Annotated in this window: 15 protein-coding genes; 5 read left to right on the forward strand and 10 right to left on the reverse strand. The window is 62.9% G+C overall.

Features of this window, described 5'->3' with window-relative positions:
* Window positions 1-70: 70 nt before the first annotated feature.
* From NKH71_RS21280 to NKH71_RS21295, 4 genes are all read right to left on the reverse strand, one after another.
* A complete protein-coding gene (locus NKH71_RS21280; RefSeq protein ID WP_352482212.1) occupies window positions 71-490 on the reverse strand; it encodes a GFA family protein in 420 nt (139 codons plus the stop codon).
* A gap of 147 nt (window positions 491-637) precedes the next feature.
* A complete protein-coding gene (locus NKH71_RS21285) occupies window positions 638-2,011 on the reverse strand; it encodes a class II 3-deoxy-7-phosphoheptulonate synthase (protein ID WP_352482211.1) in 1,374 nt (457 codons plus the stop codon).
* 179 nt (window positions 2,012-2,190) lie between these two features.
* Window positions 2,191-5,691: a transcription-repair coupling factor gene (gene mfd / locus NKH71_RS21290; protein ID WP_352789196.1), complete on the reverse strand. Its 3,501-nt coding sequence runs from the start codon at window positions 5,689-5,691 to the stop codon at window positions 2,191-2,193.
* A gap of 13 nt (window positions 5,692-5,704) precedes the next feature.
* On the reverse strand, window positions 5,705-5,992 hold the full coding sequence (locus NKH71_RS21295; RefSeq protein ID WP_023720093.1) for a succinate dehydrogenase assembly factor 2: 288 nt from the start codon (window positions 5,990-5,992) through the stop codon (window positions 5,705-5,707).
* A 91-nt stretch (window positions 5,993-6,083) separates the two neighbouring features.
* On the opposite strand from NKH71_RS21295, the gene recG reads away from it, so the two are divergent.
* Window positions 6,084-8,192 (forward strand): ATP-dependent DNA helicase RecG, encoded by a 2,109-nt coding sequence (gene recG, locus NKH71_RS21300; protein ID WP_352895318.1) that lies wholly within the window; start codon window positions 6,084-6,086, stop codon window positions 8,190-8,192.
* On the opposite strand, the gene NKH71_RS21305 is transcribed toward recG, so the two are convergent.
* Both NKH71_RS21305 and glmS read right to left on the reverse strand, forming a co-directional pair.
* Window positions 8,144-8,896 carry a DUF502 domain-containing protein gene (locus tag NKH71_RS21305; protein WP_031194320.1) on the reverse strand — a complete coding sequence of 251 codons (753 nt, stop codon included), beginning with the start codon at window positions 8,894-8,896 and terminating at the stop codon, window positions 8,144-8,146. The two genes, recG and NKH71_RS21305, sit on opposite strands and share 49 nt — an antisense overlap.
* Window positions 8,897-8,976: 80 nt before the next feature.
* On the reverse strand, window positions 8,977-10,800 hold the full coding sequence (gene glmS, locus NKH71_RS21310; RefSeq protein WP_023720095.1) for a glutamine--fructose-6-phosphate transaminase (isomerizing): 1,824 nt from the start codon (window positions 10,798-10,800) through the stop codon (window positions 8,977-8,979).
* A gap of 226 nt (window positions 10,801-11,026) precedes the next feature.
* Between glmS and NKH71_RS21315 the strand changes: the two genes are divergently transcribed.
* Complete coding sequence (locus tag NKH71_RS21315) at window positions 11,027-11,380, forward strand: hypothetical protein (protein ID WP_031194321.1); 354 nt, start codon at window positions 11,027-11,029, stop codon at window positions 11,378-11,380.
* A gap of 1 nt (window position 11,381) precedes the next feature.
* On the opposite strand, the gene glmU is transcribed toward NKH71_RS21315, so the two are convergent.
* Together glmU and NKH71_RS21325 are read right to left on the reverse strand one after the other, a co-directional pair.
* Window positions 11,382-12,743: a bifunctional UDP-N-acetylglucosamine diphosphorylase/glucosamine-1-phosphate N-acetyltransferase GlmU gene (gene glmU, locus NKH71_RS21320; protein WP_352789191.1), complete on the reverse strand. Its 1,362-nt coding sequence runs from the start codon at window positions 12,741-12,743 to the stop codon at window positions 11,382-11,384.
* A gap of 130 nt (window positions 12,744-12,873) precedes the next feature.
* On the reverse strand, window positions 12,874-13,821 hold the full coding sequence (locus NKH71_RS21325) for an AraC family transcriptional regulator (protein ID WP_352547356.1): 948 nt from the start codon (window positions 13,819-13,821) through the stop codon (window positions 12,874-12,876).
* A gap of 129 nt (window positions 13,822-13,950) precedes the next feature.
* Here NKH71_RS21325 and NKH71_RS21330 point away from each other — a divergent pair, with 129 nt between their 5' ends.
* Window positions 13,951-14,844, forward strand: coding sequence for an SDR family oxidoreductase (locus NKH71_RS21330; protein WP_023720099.1), 894 nt, complete (start codon window positions 13,951-13,953; stop codon window positions 14,842-14,844).
* A gap of 66 nt (window positions 14,845-14,910) precedes the next feature.
* Here NKH71_RS21330 and NKH71_RS21335 read toward each other — a convergent pair whose 3' ends face one another.
* On the reverse strand, window positions 14,911-15,657 hold the full coding sequence (locus NKH71_RS21335) for a cytochrome c biogenesis CcdA family protein (protein ID WP_023720100.1): 747 nt from the start codon (window positions 15,655-15,657) through the stop codon (window positions 14,911-14,913).
* A 197-nt stretch (window positions 15,658-15,854) separates the two neighbouring features.
* On the opposite strand from NKH71_RS21335, the gene NKH71_RS21340 reads away from it, so the two are divergent.
* Window positions 15,855-16,232, forward strand: coding sequence for a COG4315 family predicted lipoprotein (locus tag NKH71_RS21340; protein ID WP_352482202.1), 378 nt, complete (start codon window positions 15,855-15,857; stop codon window positions 16,230-16,232).
* 142 nt (window positions 16,233-16,374) lie between these two features.
* On the opposite strand, the gene NKH71_RS21345 is transcribed toward NKH71_RS21340, so the two are convergent.
* Window positions 16,375-16,602 carry a hypothetical protein gene (locus tag NKH71_RS21345; protein ID WP_023720101.1) on the reverse strand — a complete coding sequence of 76 codons (228 nt, stop codon included), beginning with the start codon at window positions 16,600-16,602 and terminating at the stop codon, window positions 16,375-16,377.
* Between the two features lie 76 nt (window positions 16,603-16,678).
* Here NKH71_RS21345 and topA point away from each other — a divergent pair, with 76 nt between their 5' ends.
* Window positions 16,679-19,294 (forward strand): type I DNA topoisomerase, encoded by a 2,616-nt coding sequence (topA, locus tag NKH71_RS21350; protein WP_352642684.1) that lies wholly within the window; start codon window positions 16,679-16,681, stop codon window positions 19,292-19,294.
* Window positions 19,295-19,298 lie beyond the last annotated feature (4 nt).

Consider the following 19,298-nt stretch of genomic DNA (forward strand, 5'->3'; position numbering starts at 1 on the left):
ACCCTTCGGAATCACCGGCAGGGGATAGCGCAATGGCTGGATCAAGGGAATAAGGCGGCCTCTTCAAAAATCAGCCGTCTGCTACCTTGATCGACGGCGTCGACTTCTCGAACTGCGGCAGCCCATCGTCGATCGCGTAGTAATCGCCCTTGTCGCCGACGAAGATATGACATTCCCCTTGAAGTCCGGTTGGCGCGTCGAACAGGCCGGCCATGACCGAAACGTAGCCACCCTCCATCGGTTTCCAGAACAGCAGCGATCCGCATGTCTTGCAGAAACCGCGCCTGGCAAACGAAGATGCCTCGTACCAGGTGACGTTCTCTGCGCCGGCGATTGTGATGTCGCGATCGGCGACATTGGTCGCGGCATAAAAATGCCCGCTCTGCTTTCGGCACTGCGAGCAATGGCAGTAGATAACGCCGCGTAGCGGTCCTCGCGTCTGCAACCGCACTGCCCCGCACAAGCATGATCCGCTGTGACTGTCAGCCATCTCGGCCTCCCAATGCAATTGCCATCGCTTGGCAGGATTCCAGTTTTGCGCGCGTTACGCACCAGCAAATGCGACGCCCGCCGGATTGAATACAAAAAGCGCCGGATTTCTCCGGCGCTTTTTCAATATATCAAAGTTCAGATCGCATCAGCCGTTGACGGCCTGCTTGTGCTGGACCGGATGGCTCTTCTTGAGCAGATCGGACACCAGGAAGGCCAGCTCGATCGCCTGGTCGGCATTGAGGCGCGGGTCGCAATGGGTGTGGTAGCGATCCTGCAGCTCTTCGGCGGTGATGGCGCGGGCACCACCGGTGCACTCGGTGACGTTCTTGCCGGTCATCTCGATGTGGATGCCGCCGGGATGCGTGCCTTCGACGCGATGCACCTCGAAGAAGGTCTGCACCTCCTTCAGGATGCGGTCGAACGGCCGTGTCTTGTAGCCGGCGGCCTCGATGGTATTGCCATGCATCGGATCCGACGACCACACCACGCTGCGGCCTTCCTTCTGCACCGCGCGCACCAGTTTGGGCAGATGTTCGGCGACCTTATCGGAACCGAAGCGGGCAATCAGCGTCAGCCGGCCAGGCTCGTTCTCCGGATTGAGCAGGTCGATGAGCTGCAACAGGCCGTCCGGCGTCAGCGACGGGCCACATTTCAGGCCGAGCGGGTTCTTGATGCCACGGCAGTATTCGACATGCGCGTGGTCGGGTTGGCGCGTGCGATCGCCGATCCAGATCATGTGGCCGGAGGTGGCGTACCAGTCGCCCGAAGTCGAATCGACGCGGGTCAGCGCCTCTTCATAACCGAGCAGCAGCGCTTCGTGGCTGGTGTAGAAATCGGTCTCGCGCAGTGCGTAATTGGTCTCCGAGGTGATGCCGACGGCCTTCATGAAGTCCATCGTCTCGGTGATGCGGTTGGCGAGCGACTCGTATTTCTCGCCCTGCGGGCTGTCGGACACGAAGCCGAGCATCCATTGATGCACGTTCTCCAGGCTGGCGTAGCCGCCCTGGGCGAAGGCGCGCAACAGGTTGAGCGTCGCCGCCGACTGGCGGTACGCCATCTCCTGCCGCGCAGGATCGGGAATGCGCGACTTGGCATCGAACTCGATGCCATTGATGATGTCGCCGCGATAGCTGGGCAGCGTCACACCGCCCTTGGTCTCATTGTCGGACGAGCGCGGCTTGGCGAACTGGCCGGCGACACGGCCGACCTTCACCACCGGCTGCGCGCCGGCGAAGGTCAGTACCACCGACATCTGCAAAAAGACGCGGAAGAAGTCGCGGATATTGTCGGCGCCATGCTCGGCGAAGCTCTCGGCGCAATCGCCACCCTGCAGAAGGAATGCGTCCCCGGCAGCGACGGCTGCAAGCTGCTTCTTCAGCTTGCGCGCCTCACCTGCAAAAACCAACGGCGGAAAGGTGGCGAGCTGGGCTTCCGTGTTCCTCAGCGCGACAAGGTCCGGATAGGCAGGAACCTGCTGGATCGGCTTAGCTCTCCACGAATTCGGCGACCATTTCGTCATCGAAGCACCCAACGCTCTTTCGCACGGACGCCATCGCCCGCCAATCCGCCCAATATGGGGTCGCGGCTCCATACACGAAGCCGATTTCCTATTCTAGACCGGAATTGGCCGCGTGGCGAATGGGCACGGCACGGTGAAAGTGCCGGTGCGGCTGTGCCCAGAGCACCAGCGACACCCTGCTACGCCGCCGCCTTCTCCACCAGCCGTGCCAACTGCGTCATGACAACCGCCGAGCCTGCCAGCCGCTTTTCGGGGGTCGGCCAGTCGCGGCTGAAGACGACGCTCTGGTCGGGCCGGATCTTGGCCAGCGAGCCCTGTTCGCCGATGAGCTTGACCAGCCCGACCGGATTGGGGAATTCCCGCTTGCGGAAATGGATGACGACGCCTTTCGGCCCGGCGTCGAGCTTCTCGACGTTGGCCTTGCGGCAAAGCGCCTTGATGAAGACGATCTTCAACAGATGTTTTACCTCTTCCGGCAGCGTCCCGAACCGGTCGATCAGCTCGGCGCCGAAAGCATCGATCTCTTCCGTATTTTCGAGATCGCCAAGACGGCGATAGAGCGCCAGCCTGAGCTGCAGGTCCGGGACATAGCTTTCCGGGATCATCACCGCTGTGCCGACGGCGATCTGCGGCGACCAGCCGCCGTCCTGCACCTCGCCGGAATCCTTCACTTCGGCCACCGCCTCCTCCAGCATCTGTTGGTAGAGCTGGAAACCAACCTCCTTGATGTGGCCCGACTGCTCTTCGCCGAGCAGATTGCCGGCGCCGCGGATATCGAGGTCGTGGCTAGCCAGTTGGAAACCGGCGCCGAGCGTATCGAGCGACTGCAGCACTTTCAGCCGACGCTCGGCTGTATCGGTGAGCTTGCGGTTGGCGGGCAGTGTGAACAGCGCGTAGGCGCGCACCTTCGAACGGCCGACACGGCCGCGCAGCTGATAGAGCTGCGACAGTCCGAACATATCGGCGCGGTGCACTATCAGCGTGTTGGCGGTCGGGATATCGAGGCCGGATTCGACGATGGTGGTCGACAAAAGCACATCGTACTGGCCGTCATAGAAGGCGTTCATGATGTCGTCGAGTTCGCCCGGCGGCATCTGGCCATGCGCCACCGCCACTTTCAGCTCAGGCACGGATTCGCGCAGAAAATCATGGATTTCCGCGAGATCGCTGATGCGCGGCACGACATAGAAGGAATGGCCGCCACGGTAGCGCTCGCGCAGCAACGTTTCGCGGATGACCAGCGGATCGAAGGGCGAGATGAAGGTGCGCACTGCCATGCGGTCGACCGGCGGCGTAGCGATCAGCGACAGCTCGCGCACGCCGGTCAAGGCAAGCTGCAACGTTCGCGGGATCGGCGTCGCCGACAAAGTCAGGACGTGGACGTCGGTCTTCAGGTCTTTCAGCCGTTCCTTGTGCTTGACGCCGAAATGCTGCTCCTCGTCGATGATCAGCAGGCCGAGATTCTTGAACGAGATCGAGGAGCCGAGCAGCGCGTGCGTGCCGACGACAATGTCAACCTGACCTTCGGCGATGCCCTTCTTGGCCTCGGCCAGTTCCTTGGCGCCGACCAGCCGCGAGGCCTGGGCGACACGGATCGGCAGGCCCGAGAAGCGCTGCGAGAAGGTCTTGAAATGCTGGCGCGACAACAATGTCGTCGGCACCACCACCGCCACCTGAACGCCTTCCATCGCCGCGATGAAGGCGGCGCGAAGTGCAACTTCGGTCTTGCCGAAGCCGACATCGCCGCAGATCAGCCGGTCCATCGGCTTTCCGGCGCCTAGATCATCCATGACCGAATCGATCGCCGTCTGCTGGTCATCGGTCTCCTCATAGGGAAAACGCGCTGCAAACTCGCCATAGAGGCCTTCCGCCGGCACCAGCGCCGGTGCGGCCCGCATCTGCCGCTCGGCGGCGATGCGGATCAGCTGCCCGGCCATGTCGAGCAGGCGCTTCTTCAGCCGCGCCTTGCGCGATTGCCAGGCGCCGCCGCCAAGCTTGTCGAGCGTCGCCTCGGCCGAATCCGAGCCATAGCGCGACAGCAGCTCGATGTTTTCCACAGGCAGGAACAGCCGATCATCGCCGGCATAGTGGATTTCGAGGCAATCGTGAGGCGCACCAACCGCCTCGATGGTACGCAACCCGATGAAACGGCCAATGCCATGATCGGAATGGACGACAATATCGCCCGAGGACAACGCCGAAGCCTCGGCGATGAAGTCGGACGCGCGCTTCTTGCGCTTCGAGCGTCGGATCAGCCGGTCGCCGAGAATGTCCTGCTCGGCGACAACGACCAGTTTCTCCGTCTCGAAGCCGGATTCGAGCGGCAGCACGGCCAGTCCCGCCTGCCCCGGCTCAAGCCTTTCGGCTTCGGCAAGCGTCGCCACCGGCTTCAGATTGCCAAGATGATGCTCGGCCAGGATCTGACCAAGCCGGTCGAGCGAACCCTCGGTCCAGCCGGCGACGATGACGCGGCGGCGTGCAGCGCGCTCGTCGGAAATGTGTTTTACGACGACGTCGAAAACGTTGGCGCTAGGGTCGGCGCGTTCCTCGACGAAGCTGCGGCCGTGGCGCGAGCCGGCATGGAACACCTTTTTCGCACCGGCATCGGGCGCATCGAACGACGTGAAGTCTATTGCTTCGCGCGGGCCAAGCGAGGCAATCAGGTTCTCTGGCGACAGATAGAGCAGATCCGGCGGCACCGGCTTGTAGGGCACCGCGTCCTTCAAGGCGCCGTCGGCCTGCTTCTTGCGCGCTTCGTAGTGGTCGAGGATCAGAGTGTGGCGCTCGGCCAGTGCCTCATGCGCCAGATGGTCGAAAACCACAGGCGCGTCGGGTAGATAGTCGAAGACGGTTTCCAGCCGCTCATAGAAGAACGGCAGCCAGTGCTCCATGCCGGCAAACCGCCTGCCCTCGCTGACCGCCGCATAGAGCCCATCGTCGCGCGAGGGTGCGCCAAAGGCTTCGATATAGGCACGGCGGAAGCGGCTGATGGTTTCCGGCGTCAGCGCCACCTCGCTCATCGCCTGCAACGCCATCGACTTGCGCTGGCCGGTGGTTCTCTGTGTTGCGGTGTCGAAGACGCGGATCGATTCCAGCGTATCGCCGAAGAAATCGAGGCGCAGCGCCTCCGCCCATCCGGGCGCGAAGAGATCGAGGATGCCGCCCCGCACTGCAAATTCGCCGATGCCGCGCACCGTCGGTACCCGCTCGAAGCCGGAAGTCTCCAGCCGCGACACCAGTACGTTCATGTCGATCTGGTTACCGGGCTTGGCGTGAAAGGTCTGCGCCTCGACGAGTTCCGCCGGCGGAATGCGCTGAAGCAACGCATTCGCGGTGGTGAGAATGACGGCGCGGTGCGGCCTCTTCGCCAGCGCAATCATTGCTGCCAGCGCATCGAGCCGCCTTGCGGCGGCATCGGCGCCGGGCGAGACGCGGTCGTAAGGCAGGCAATCCCAGGCCGGCAGTTCCAGCACCGGCAGGCCCGGCGCGGCAAAGGCAAGCGCCTCGACGATCGCCGGCAGACGCTGGCCGTCGCGTGCCACGAAAAGCACCGGCTTGTCAGGGGCGATCTCGTGCGCAGCCTGCACCAGCGCAAAGGCTTCGTAGCCGTCGGCGACGCCATCGACAATGAACTGGCCGGCGCGGCCTTTCGGCAGACCGATCGTAGGGATAAGGCTCATGGCTACACGTTGTTCAGAAGGTCATGTCCCGGCGCGAAGCCAGGATTTTTTGCAGGACGGCACAATCTATATCCGTCGGAACCGGGCGCTCGCCGGTGACGATAGGCAGGAATTCGGTGTCGGGAATGTCGAGAAGCCTCTCATATTGGTCGATTTCGTCGCCGGTCAAGGCGCCGATCTCGGCATCGGCGAAGCTGCCGAGTATCAGGTCCATCTCGCGCATGCCGCGGTGCCACGAACGAAACAGAAGCTTGCGGCGGCGGGTATCGAGCCCCTCGCTTGATCGAGTCGTTCCGGTCATCGTGCAACATCCTTGCCCAGGCGGCGCATATAGCGTGGATAGAAGACGGTGTCAGCCTTGCGCTCCGGCCGGCGCAACATAAGCTGACATCATGCGTCCCTCCCTCCTCGATCCGCTGTTTGTCCCGATCACCTCGCTTGCCGGCGTCGGGTCGAAGGTTGGCGTATTGATCGAGAAAGTCGTGGCGGCGGATCTCGGCGACCGGGCAGCGCGCGCCGGCGACCTCTTGTTCGTGCTGCCGCATACTGTCATCGATCGCCGCAACCGGCCGGGCATCGCCGGTTCGGCCGAGGGCGCAATCGTCACGCTCGATGTGCGCATCGACCGCCACCAGCCGCCGCCGCGTGGCAACAGGTCGGTACCCTACCGGGTCTACGCCCATGACGACACTGGCGAGATCGCGCTGACCTTCTTCCATGCCCATGCCGCCTATCTCGAAAAAGCGATTCCCGTAGGCGAGCATGTCGTCGTCTCGGGCCGCATGGAATGGTTCAACGGCCGCCCGACCATGGTTCATCCCGACCATATCGCACTTGCCGGCGACGCAGAAAACCTCCCATTGGTCGAGCCGGTCTATCCGCTGACCGCCGGGCTCTCGGGCAAGGTGCTGCGCCGGGCGATTGGCCAAGCGCTGGCCCGCCTGCCGGTGCTGCCCGAATGGCAGGACGGCGAGTTCCGGCGCCGCCACGCCTTTCCTGCTTTCGGCGATGCGCTCACCCGGGTCCACAATCCTGCCGACCCGATCGACGTCTCCGTCGACGGCGCGGCGTGGCGGCGCCTTGCCTATGACGAGTTCTTGGCCGGCCAGGTATCGCTGGCGCTGGTCCGGGCCAAGGTCCGCCGATTATCGGGCCGGCCACTCGTTGGCGACGGCCGCATAGTCGAACAATTGCGCGCGGCACTCCCTTATTCGCTGACCATGTCGCAGGAAATGGCGCTTGCCGAAATCAACGCCGATCTCGGCGACCCCGAACGCATGCTGCGCCTTTTGCAGGGCGATGTCGGCTCCGGCAAGACGGTGGTCGCGCTGCTTGCCATGGCGCGTGCCGTCGAGGCCGGCGGCCAGGCGGCATTGATGGCGCCGACCGAAATCCTGGCGCGCCAGCATCTGGCAACGATTGCGCCGTTGGCGGAACGGTCCGGCTTGCGCGTCGCCATCCTCACCGGCCGCGAAAACGGCCGCGAGCGCGCCGACACGCTGACCGGGCTGGCCAATGGCGACATCGACATCGTCGTCGGCACCCATGCGCTGTTCCAGCAAACGGTGACGTTCCATGACCTCGTGTTCGCCGTCGTCGACGAGCAGCACCGTTTCGGCGTCCACCAGCGCCTTGCCATCACCGCCAAGGGCGATGCGCCCGACATGCTGGTGATGACGGCAACGCCGATACCGCGGACGCTGGTGCTGACTGCCTTCGGCGACATGGACGTGTCGAAGCTGACGGAAAAGCCGGCCGGCCGCCAGCCGATCCGCACCGTCACCTTGCCGCTTGAACGGCTCGACGAGCTGATCGGCCGCATGCTCGACGCTGTCGCCGACGGCCAGAAAATCTACTGGATCTGTCCGCTGGTTGAGGAATCCGAGGAGATCAAGCTGATGTCGGCCGAGGACCGTTTTGCCTCGCTGAAGCCGCTGTTCGGTGATCGGATTGGCCTGGTGCATGGCCGCATGAAGGGCGCCGACAAGGACGAGGCGATGCGCGCCTTCAAGCAGGGTGAAACGCGCATCCTGATCGCCACCACGGTGATCGAGGTCGGCGTCGATGTGCCTGACGCAACAATCATGGTCATCGAGCATGCCGAGCGTTTTGGCCTTGCCCAGTTGCACCAATTGCGCGGCCGGGTCGGGCGCGGCGACAAGCCGTCGTCCTGCGTGCTGCTCTACAAGGACCCGATTGGCGAGACGGCCAAACGCCGGCTGTCGGTGATGCGCGAGACCGAGGACGGCTTCCGCATCGCCGAAGAGGATCTGAAGCTGCGCGGCGAAGGCGAGTTGCTCGGCACCCGCCAATCCGGCACGCCGGGCTTCCAGGTGGCGCGCATCGAGGCGCATGCCGACCTGCTCGAGGCCGCCCGCGACGATGCGCGGCTGATCCTGTCGCGTGATCCGGAACTGCAGTCCGAACGCGGCACGGCGCTGCGCCTGCTGCTCTATCTATTCGGCCGCGACGAGGCCGTGCGGCTCCTGCGCGCCGGCTGAGGCATCGCGTCGAGCGGCGGATTGGCGAGCGCGCCGTGGATCTGCTCGCCGTTCACCGTCACCATTTTGACCGCCGGCGCCACCAGGCCGGCCGAAACGATCAGCTTGGCTCCGTCCTCGATCGTCATGTCGAGCAGCACGATGTCGGATTTCGGTACATACATCAGAAAGCCCGTAGTCGGGTTAGGCGTACACGGCATGAACACCGCAATCAGCGGATCGCCTTGCTGGTCGAGCTTCTGGTTGATCTCGGTTTCCTTCTCGCTGGCGACGAAGACCAGCGACCAGACCCCCTTGCGCGGATATTCGACCAACCCGACCTGGCGGAACATGTCGCCCTTGTTCGACAGCACGGTCTCGAAAATCTGCTTCAGCGAGCCGTAGATGCCGCGCACCAGCGGCATGCGGCCAAGCAGGCGCTCGCCGAAGTTGACGATGGCGCGACCGACGATATTGGCTGTCAGGAAACCGATAAAGGTGATGAGGATCAGGGCAACGATCAGCCCAAAACCCGGCACTGGAAACGGCAGGTAGGTGTCCGGATTGTAGCGTACCGGGATGTAGGGTTTCACCCAGGAATCGACCCAGCCGATAAGCGACCAGGCAATGTAGGCGGTGATCGCCAATGGCGCGCAAACGACGAAGCCGGTCAGGAAATAGTTTCTCAGCCGGGTCATGCCTGAGGTCTTGAGAGCATCCGACATGGTTCACCGCAGCGTGTGTTTGCAACGCGACACTACTGAACCCGAAGGCGCTTTGGAATTGCGAAGTTTTTAGACGAGACCTATTCCACCGTTACCGATTTCGCCAGGTTGCGAGGCTGGTCGACGTCCGTGCCCATGAACACGGCGGTGAAATAGGCGAGCATCTGGATCGGCAGCGCGTAGATGATCGGCGAGATGATTTCCGGCACGTCCGGCAAAACGATCGTCTCCATCGTCTTCACCGTAGCGTGTGCAGCGCCCTTGCTGTCGGTGATCAGGATGATCTTGCCGCCGCGCGCCGCCACCTCTTGCATGTTCGACACCGTCTTTTCGAAGATGCGGTCGTGCGGGGCGATGACGATGACAGGCATGTTCTCATCGATCAGTGCGATCGGCCCGTGCTTCAGCTCGCCGGCGGCATAGCCTTCGGCGTGGATATAGGAAATTTCCTTGAGCTTCAGCGCGCCTTCCATGGCCAGCGGAAAATTGGTGTCGCGGCCGAGGTAAAGTACATTCTTGTAGTGCGAGAGGTCGCGAGCGATCTTTTCGATCTGCCCATCGAGCTTCAGCACCTGGTTGGCGTAACGCGGCGCTTCGGATAGCGCGCGCACCAGTGTCTTCTCCTGCTCGGGCGAAATGGTCCCACGCGCCATACCAGCTCGCACCGCCAGCGAAGCCAGCACGGAGAGCTGGCAGGTGAACGCCTTGGTCGAGGCGACGCCGATCTCCGGGCCGGCCAGTGTCGGCAGGATGACGTCGGATTCGCGCGCCATGGTCGATTCGCGCACATTGACCACAACACCGATCTTCATGCCGGCCTTGCGGCAGTAGCGCAGCGACGCCAGTGTGTCCGCCGTCTCGCCCGATTGCGAGATAAAGAAGGCGGCATCGGTCTTCGACAGCGGCATCTCGCGGTAGCGGAACTCCGAGGCGACATCGATGTCGACCGGCAGCCGCGCATAGCGCTCGAACCAGTATTTGCTGATCAACCCGGCGAGATAAGCGGTGCCACAGGCCGAAATCGCCAGCCGGTCGATCTTGGCGAAATCGAATGGCAGGTCGAGCGGCTTCGAGACGCCACCGACGAAATCCACATAATGTGCCAGCGTGTGCGAGATCACTTCCGGCTGTTCGTGGATTTCCTTTTCCATGAAATGGCGCCGGTTGCCCTTGTCGACCATGAAGCTCGTGCTGAGCGACTGCTGGCGTTTGCGGTCGACCTTGTTGCCGTCCATGTCGAAGATGGCAACGTCGTTGCGGCGCACTACCGCCCAGTCGCCGTCTTCCAGATAGGTGATCGAGTTGGTGAACGGGGCAAGCGCGATGGCGTCGGAGCCCAGGAACATCTCGCCATCGCCATGTCCGACGGCCAGCGGCGGGCCATTGCGGGCGCCGACGATCAGATCCTCGTCGCCCTTAAACATGATGGCCAGCGCAAAGGCGCCTTCCAGCCGCTTCAGCGCCTGATGCGCGGCCTCGACCGGCTTCAGGCCCCTGGCCAGTTCGCGCGCCACCAGATGGGCGACGACCTCGGTGTCGGTCTGCGAGGAAAACGTATAGCCGTCGCGGATCAACTCATCGCGCAATTCGGCGAAATTCTCGATAATGCCGTTATGGACGATGGCGAGCCCGTCGGAAAAATGCGGATGCGCATTGGTCTCGTTCGGCACGCCATGCGTTGCCCAGCGCGTGTGGCCGATGCCGATCGTGCCACCGAGCGGTTCGTCCTTCAGCCGGCGCTCGAGATTGATCAGCTTGCCTTCGGCACGGCGACGGGCGAGATGGCCATGATCGATGGTCGCGACGCCGGCCGAATCATAGCCGCGATATTCGAGCCTTTTCAGCGCATCGACGATAAGCGGCGCGACCGGCGAGTTACCGACTATTCCAACGATACCGCACATGGCGCTTCCCCCGACTCTGACTTCAAACCCGGCACTATTTAGAGACTGCCTGGCGACCGCGAAAAATCACATTCCATTTTGTCCGGTATCAGCCGGACTATCCTGCACAGATGCACCATCACAGAGCGCTCTTGCAATCCGGTTACTGCAATTGCTCAGTTTCTCCGCTCATATATCCTATCTCGCCTCAAAGGCTCCTGAAATCAGTCAAAGACATGATGCGGCCATGAACGAACGAATTGACACGGTGACACTTTGGCGTCCGGTTGGGCCACGCGAACTGGAGTTGATCCAGAGTTCAGGGATGCGCGCCTTTCCTCCTCGACTTGCCGATCAGCCGATCTTCTATCCGGTAACGAGCGAGGCCTATGCCACCCAGATCGCCCGAGACTGGAATGTGCCCGCGAGCGGATCAGGTTTCGTGACCCGTTTCGAGGTGCGCCGCAGCTTTCTGGACCGTTACAGCGTCCAGCATGCCGGCAGCCGGGCGCATCTGGAATACTGGATCCCGGCCGAAGACCTGTCCGCCTTCAACGATGCAATCGTTGGGGAAATCCAGCTTGTCGCTGAGTTCCGTTAGGCTATCCTTTTTTGTGGGCAGCCGCGGCCGAAGCGAACCGTTCGCGCAACTCCTTGCCCTTGCCGGGCAGAGTCCGCTGGCGGGCACGGCCGAAGGCCAGTGCATCGTCGGGCACGCTTTCGGTGATGACGCTGCCCGAGGCGATGTAGCCGCCGTTGCCGATCGACACCGGCGCCACCAGCGAGGAATTCGAGCCGATGAAGGCGCCCTCGCCGATATCGGTGAAGAATTTCGAATAACCGTCATAATTGCAGGTGATGGTGCCGGCGCCGATATTGGCGCCTGCGCCGATGCGGGCATCGCCGATATAGGTCAGGTGGTTGACCTTGGCGCCCTCCTCGACGATCGCTTGCTTTACCTCGCAGAAATTGCCGACCTTGGCTTTGTTTCTCAGATCGGCCCCGGGCCGCAGCCGCGCGAACGGCCCGACATCGCAATTCGACGCGATGGTTGCGCCTTCGATATGGCTGAAGGCATGGATCTTGGCGCCCGTGGCGATTTTCACGCCCGGCCCGAACCAGACATTGGGCTCGATGATCGTATCGGCGCCGATATCGGTGTCGTGCGAGAAGAACACGGTTTCTGGCGCAATCAGCGTCACGCCGGAAAGCATCGCTTCATGCCGCCGGCGCGCCTGCCAGATGCCTTCCGCCTGGGCAAGCTCGGCGCGGTTGTTGATGCCGAGGGCATTTTCGAAACTGGCTTCGATGGCGACGACATCAAGTCCTTGCGCAGCGGCGATCTCGACGATGTCGGTGAGATAATACTCGCCCTTGGCGTTCTTGCTGCCGACTTGATCGAGCAGCTTCAGCGCATGCCTGCCGGCGACCGCCATCAGCCCGCCATTGCAGAAGGTGATTTTCTTCTCCTCGTCCGAACAGTCCTTCTCCTCGCGGATGGCGACGAGCTTGCCGGCCTTTTCGATAAGCCGGCCGTAGCCCGAAGGATTTTCCGTACGGAAGCCGACCACGACGACAGCCGCACCTTCGGCCAGCTTCAGCCGCGCCGCCGCCAGTGCTTCCGGATCGATTAACGGCGTGTCGCCAAACATCACCAGGATGTCATCATAACCCCTTGATATCGCTGCCCGCGCGGCAAGCACGGCGTGCGCGGTGCCGAGGCGCTTTTCCTGAACAAAAGTCTCGACCTTCGGCGCGAACTTGAGTGCCGCCTTGCGCATCTCGTCGGCGCCATGGCCGATCACCAGCGCCAGATCACCGCTGCCGGCGGCTTCAGCCGCCTTGACGACGTGGGCAACCATCGGCAGGCCGGCGATTGTGTGCAGCACTTTCGGCACCGCACTCTTCATGCGCGTGCCTTCACCGGCAGCGAGGATGATGGACAGGCAGGATCTCTGGCTCATGGGGACAGCAACCGTTGAAAGGAGTCTGGAATCGAAGCGTTAGTAGCACCGGCGCCATGCTGCACCAATGCGGTTAAATTCCGGTGAGACGGTGGAACCTCCAACCCGCGAGACGCTCAAGCCGATCGGCTCAGGCGGCTTCCGCCTCGTTGCGTGATGCGAAGCCGGGGGCTCGGCCACGACCGTATTGCCGTGGCGAACAGTTCATGACCCGCTTGAAGGCTGTGCTGAAGGCGCTTTCGGATTCGTAACCGAGCGACAGCGCGATGACGGCGACGGGATCGCTGGAATTCGTCAGCCGGTCGCCGGCCAGCAGCATTCGCCAGCGCGTCAAATAGTCCATGGGCGATGCGCCGACCGTCTCCTTGAATCTAAGCGCAAAGGTCGATCGCGACATGCCGGCCCGTTCCGCCAGCTCCTGTAACGTCCAGCCATGCGCCGGATCGTCATGCATGGCGCTGATCGCCGCGCCCATCTGTTTGTCCGCCAGGGCAAAGAGCCAGCCGATGCCACCTTTCAATCCTTCCGAAAGATGCAGCCGCAGCGCCTGAACCAGCATCATGTGGGCGAGGTGCCGGATCACCAGAAAGCCGCCCGGTTGTGGCTCGCGCAGCTCCTGCATCATCCGCTCCACCGACCAGCGCAGCGCAGACTGGTCCGACTCTTTGCGGATATGCACAATGGCTGGCAGCATCCGCAACAGGATGCCGGCATGATTGCCGCCAAGCGCGAAGCGGCTGCTGACCAGAAAGAAATCACCGCCGCCATTGTGGGTCACGACACCGCCGGCTCGCGCTGGCGGAAAAATCTTGACGGCTTCAACAGGCGCCAGGCCCATGTCGCTTGCAAGGCGGAAAGGCCGTCCGCTCGGCAGCAGGAAACAGTCCCCCGTCTCAAGGTGCACTGCGTCGGCAACGCCCTCCAGCGAAAGCCAGCACCGGCCCGAGACCACCGCTCCCGTCTTGATGCTTTGCTGCTGGTCGGGGAACTGGATCGACCATTCACCACCTGCATCGAAGCCGGCCGACATATAGTTTCGCGGCTTCAGCAGCGAGAGCACATCTGAAAGGGGATCCATGGGTCATTCCGGACGATTGCGAAGATAATACGGACTTTACCGCATAGATCGTATTTTCTCAAGCGCCTATCACGACGCCACCGGGCCGCGAACATGGTCGTGGTCAGAAATGAACAAGGAGAAGTCGTGATGCGTGTTTTCCTTACCGGAGCGACCGGATTCGTCGGTTCTGCCGTCGTTCAAGAACTCATCGGTGCCGGCCATCAGGTGCTCGGCCTCGCCCGCTCGGAGGCGTCGGCCAAGTCGCTTGCCGCGACTGGAGCCGAGGTGCATCGAGGCGACCTCGAAGACCTGGAGAACCTGCGCAGGGGTGCGGCAGCCGCCGATGCGGTGATCCACACCGGGTTCAACCATGACTTTTCGAAGTTCGCGCAAAACTGCGAAATGGACCGGCGCGCCATCGAGGCGATGGGCGGTGCACTCGAAGGCTCCGAGCGCCCCCTGCTCGTCACCTCCGGAACCGCGCTCCAGGCGCGGGGCCGTATCGCGACGGAGGAAGATGCGCCTGTCCCCGCTTCCGCTTCGTATCCCCGCGCCTCCGAAGCGACAGCCGCCGCGCTGGCGGCACGCGGGGTGTGCGCGTCGGTTGTCCGCCTTCCGCCGTCGGTCCATGGCCAGGGCGACCACGCCTTTGTTCCGATCCTCATCGACCTTGCTCGCAAGAAGGGCGTGTCGGCCTATGTCGGCGAAGGGCTCAATCGCTGGCCCGCCGTGCATCGGTTCGATGCCGCCCGCATCTACCGGCTTGCGCTCGAGCATGGCGCCGGTGGCGGGCGCTATCACGCGATCGCCGAAGAAGGCGTGCCGTTCAAGGACATCGCTGGCGTGATCGGCCGGCGCCTGAACGTGCCGGTCGTCGCCAAGTCCGCCGAAGAGGCCGGCGATCATTTTGGCTGGTTCACGATGTTCGCGGCGATGGATGTCCCGACTTCAAGCGAGCGAACCCGCGCGCTGCTGGGCTGGGCGCCGAGCGGACCCGGGCTCATCGTCGATATCGACCAGCCAAGCTATTTCGGAGGCTGAACGGACCACGTAGCTGTGGTACCTTGTGCCGCAGTTACGGCCTCGCGCCTCGGCCGGGCGGCAAACCTATCCCAATTGCCCCAGCACCGGAAAATTCTCGAGCAACCAATAGGACGCCGCCTGCACGCCGCCGGTCAGGAAAAACACGCCGGCCACGACCAGCAGCGCGCCAATGGCTTTTTCGACGCGGCCGAGATGGACGCGGAATTTCCCGAGAAAGCGCATGAAGGCGCCGGAAAACAGCGCCGCGACCAGGAACGGTATGCCGAGGCCGAGCGAGTAGGCGGCAAGCAGCAGCGCGCCCTCGCCCACCGTCTCGCGGCCGCCGGCAAGCGTCAGGATCGGCCCCAGCACCGGGCCGATGCAGGGCGTCCAGCCAAAGGCAAAGGCCAAGCCCATGACGTAAGCGGCGATCAGGCTGGCCGGCTTGCCTTGTGACTGGAAGCGCGCCTCGCGTGAAAGCAAAGGGATGCGCAATACGCCGAGGAAATTCAGCCCCATCAGGATGATCAGCACTCCGGCCGCCATTGCCAGCGGCTCCTGCCAGACCCGTAGCAGATGGCCGATAGTGGAGGCGCCGGCGCCCAGCGCGACGAAGACGGTCGAGAAGCCGAGCACGAAGGCGATGGAGGAATTAACCAGCGCGCCTCGCGCGCCAGCCTTTGCCGCAATGCCGGCTTCGCCGCGGAAATCGTCGACCGACACGCCGGCCATGTAGCACAGATAGGGCGGTACCAACGGCAGCACGCAAGGTGACAGGAACGAAATCGCTCCCGCCCCGATCGCGCTGACATAGCCGACGTCCAATGCCATTTCCGTCTCCCGATGACTGCGCAGCCATATAGCCGCGACAACGGCCATCCGCCAATCACCATCGCGTGGCCCCAGCAAGTCGTCGCCCTCGCCTGGATCTATGGAAAACAGCCCGGGAAGAAAGGGCCGCCAGGCAGCGTTGATCAAACGAAGCGCGTTGTTCCGCGCGCTTTTTCGAATCATCCAAGGAGAAGTCCATGAAAACGATCGCAATCGGCATGGCCGCGCTTTTGCTCGGCACCGTCGTGTCCTACGCCGCCGAGGCGTGGAAGGAAGCAGAAGTCGGCGGCACCAAGATCTACACCGACGCCGGCGGCATGACGCTCTACACCTATGACAAGGACGAGGCCGGCAAGTCGAATTGCTACGACAAATGCGCCGCCAATTGGCCGCCACTGAAAGCTGACGCCAACGCCAAGGCCGAGGGCGAATGGACGATCGTCGACCGCACCGACGGCACCAGGATGTGGGCCTATGAAGGCAAGCCGCTCTACACGTTCATCAAGGACAAGAAGGCCGGCGATGTCACCGGCGAGGGCGTCGGCGGCGTCTGGCATATCGCCAAAGCCGACTGAGCCTTGAGCCTCTGACCCGCTGTAACAGGCGGTAATACGGCTGGTCGCCGGGACGTTGACCCAACCACCCCGGCGGCCAGCTTTTCAGCACAGCAATTCCGTGCGACTGTCTGAGCAAATGCCGGGCTGCATATTGCGCAGTTCACAGCGTCTGTTCAAGCAGGGCTGGCGCGTGCTCGATGTTTCTCTTATATCCGCGGGAGAGTTTGTCCCGTTCTCCAGGATCAATTGCCGGGTTTGTCCAGCGATAGGCTGCCCATTTCCCTTGTCCAGGATTGCGGAAATCGCAAGGCGCGCCGTTGGGTTGCGCATTCGGTGCAGGGCCGCATTTTGACTGCTTGGCCTTGACCGGATGCAAAAGCGCGGCCATGTGAGCGACACATTGAATGAGATTTCGTCGCGCGCAGCGGAATTCTTCTGCCGCATCACAACTGATATGAGACCGTATGGACGTCGTCGTCGTCGAATCGCCGGCCAAGGCGAAGACAATTAACAAGTACCTGGGCAAGAACTACAAGGTTCTGGCCTCGTTCGGCCATGTCCGCGATCTACCGGCCAAGGATGGCTCGGTGCGCCCGGATGAGGACTTTGCCATGTCCTGGGCCGTCGACACCGCGTCTGGAAAGCGTCTCGCCGATATCGCCAAGGCAGTCAAGGACGCCGACGGGCTGATCCTCGCCACCGATCCGGACCGTGAGGGCGAAGCGATCTCCTGGCATGTCCTGGAAGTGCTGAAACAGAAGCGCGCGTTGAAGGACAAGCCGGTCAGCCGCGTCGTCTTCAATGCCATCACCAAGGCGTCGGTGCTGGAGGCGATGGCCAATCCGCGCCAGATCGATGCGCCGCTGGTCGATGCCTATCTCGCCCGCCGCGCGCTCGACTATCTGGTCGGCTTCACGCTGTCGCCGGTGCTGTGGCGCAAGCTGCCCGGCGCCCGCTCGGCCGGCCGCGTCCAGTCGGTGGCACTGCGTCTGGTCTGCGACCGCGAATCCGAGATCGAGCGCTTCATTCGCGAGGAATACTGGCAGGTCGCCGCCATCCTCGGCACGCCGCGCAAGGAAAATTTCGAGGCGCGGCTGACCGCCTTCGAGCGCAAGAAGCTGCAAAAGCTCGACATTTCCAACAAGGCGCAGGCCGACGACATCAAAGCGATGCTCGAAGGCGCCAGCTTCAAGGCAGTGTCGGTCGAAGCCAAGCCGACCAGGCGCAATCCCGGCCCGCCCTTCACCACCTCGACGCTGCAGCAGGCAGCCTCATCGGGTCTCGGCTTTTCGGCCAACCGCACCATGCAGGTGGCGCAGCGGCTTTATGAGGGCATGGAGATCGGCGGCGAGACCACCGGCCTGATCACCTATATGCGAACCGACGGCGTGCAGATGGCGCCGGAGGCGATCTCTGCCGCACGCGATGCGATTGCCAAGGAATTCGGCCCTAAATACCTGCCTGAAAAGCCGCGCGTCTATTCCGCCAAGGCCAAGAATGCCCAGGAGGCGCACGAAGCGATCCGTCCGACCGATTTCATGCGCACGCCGGCTTCCGTCAGGCAGTATCTCGACGCCGACCAGGCGCGGCTTTACGAGATGATCTGGAAACGCGCCATCGCCAGCCAGATGCAGCCGGCCGAGATCGAGCGCACCACGGTCGAGATTGAGGCGATCAACGGTTCGCGTACCGCCGAGCTTCGTGCTGTCGGCTCGGTCATTCGCTTCGACGGCTTCCTAGCCGCTTACATCGAGCAGAAGGAAGAAGATTCGGAAGACGAGGAAAGCCGCCGCCTGCCCGAGATCCGTGCCGGCGAGCAGCTCACCCGCGAGGCGATCAACGCCACCCAGCACACCACTGAGCCTCCGCCGCGCTATTCCGAGGCGTCGCTGATCAAGAAGCTGGAAGAACTGGGCATTGGCCGGCCGTCGACCTATACGGCGATCCTGAAGACGCTCGAGGATCGCGATTACGTCACCATCGACAAGCGCAAGCTGGTGCCGCAGGCCAAGGGCCGGCTATTGTCGGCTTTCCTCGAAAGCTTCTTCGAGCGTTATGTCGAGTACGACTTCACCGCTTCGCTCGAGGAGAAACTCGACGAAATCTCCGACGGCAAGCTAGCCTGGAAGGATGTGCTGCGCGATTTCTGGAAGGATTTTTCCGGCGCCGTCGCCGACATCAAGGAGTTGCGCGTCACCGACGTCCTCGATGCGTTGAACGAGGAACTGGCGCCGCTGGTGTTTCCCACGCGCGAGGATGGCTCCAACCCCCGCATATGTCCGAAATGCGGCACCGGCAACCTGTCGCTCAAGCTCGGCAAATTCGGCGCCTTCGTCGGCTGCTCGAACTATCCCGAATGCTCCTTCACCCGCCAGCTCGGCGACGCAGCCAATCCCAATGGCGAGAACGGCAGCGGCGAAGACGGCACCAAGGTGCTCGGCAAGGATCCCTATACCGCCGAGGAGATCACGCTGCGCAATGGCCGGTTCGGCCCCTATATCCAGCGCGGCGACGGCAAGGATGCCAAGCGCTCCAGCCTGCCCAAGGGCTGGACTGTCGATTCGATCGATCACGAAAAGGCGCTCGCCCTGCTGTCGCTGCCGCGCGACGTCGGCAAGCATCCGGAATCCGGCAAGATGATTTCGGCCGGGCTGGGGCGCTACGGGCCGTTCGTGCTGCATGACGGCACCTACGCCAATCTCGACAGCATCGAGGACGTGTTCTCGATCGGCCTCAATCGCGCCGTCTCGGTGATCGCCGAGAAGCAATTGAAAGGCAAGGGCGGCCGCAATGGGGGCACGCCCGCTGCTCTGAAGGAGCTTGGCGAGCATCCTGCCGGCGGCGGCAAGATCGTCGTGCGTGACGGCAAATACGGGCCTTATGTGAATTTCGGCAAGGTCAACGCGACGCTGCCGAAGGGCAAGGATCCGCAATCGGTGACGGTCGAGGATGCGGTGGCGCTGATTGCGGAAAAGGAAGCCAAGGGCGGCAATGGCGGCAGAAAGCCGTTCCGCAAAGCGGCCGCGCCTGTGAAGAAAGCGGCAGCGGCCAAAAAACCGGCGGCCAGGAAAAAGGGATAGGACG

Source organism: Mesorhizobium sp. M0983, from assembly GCF_040318975.1.
Taxonomy (GTDB): domain Bacteria; phylum Pseudomonadota; class Alphaproteobacteria; order Rhizobiales; family Rhizobiaceae; genus Mesorhizobium.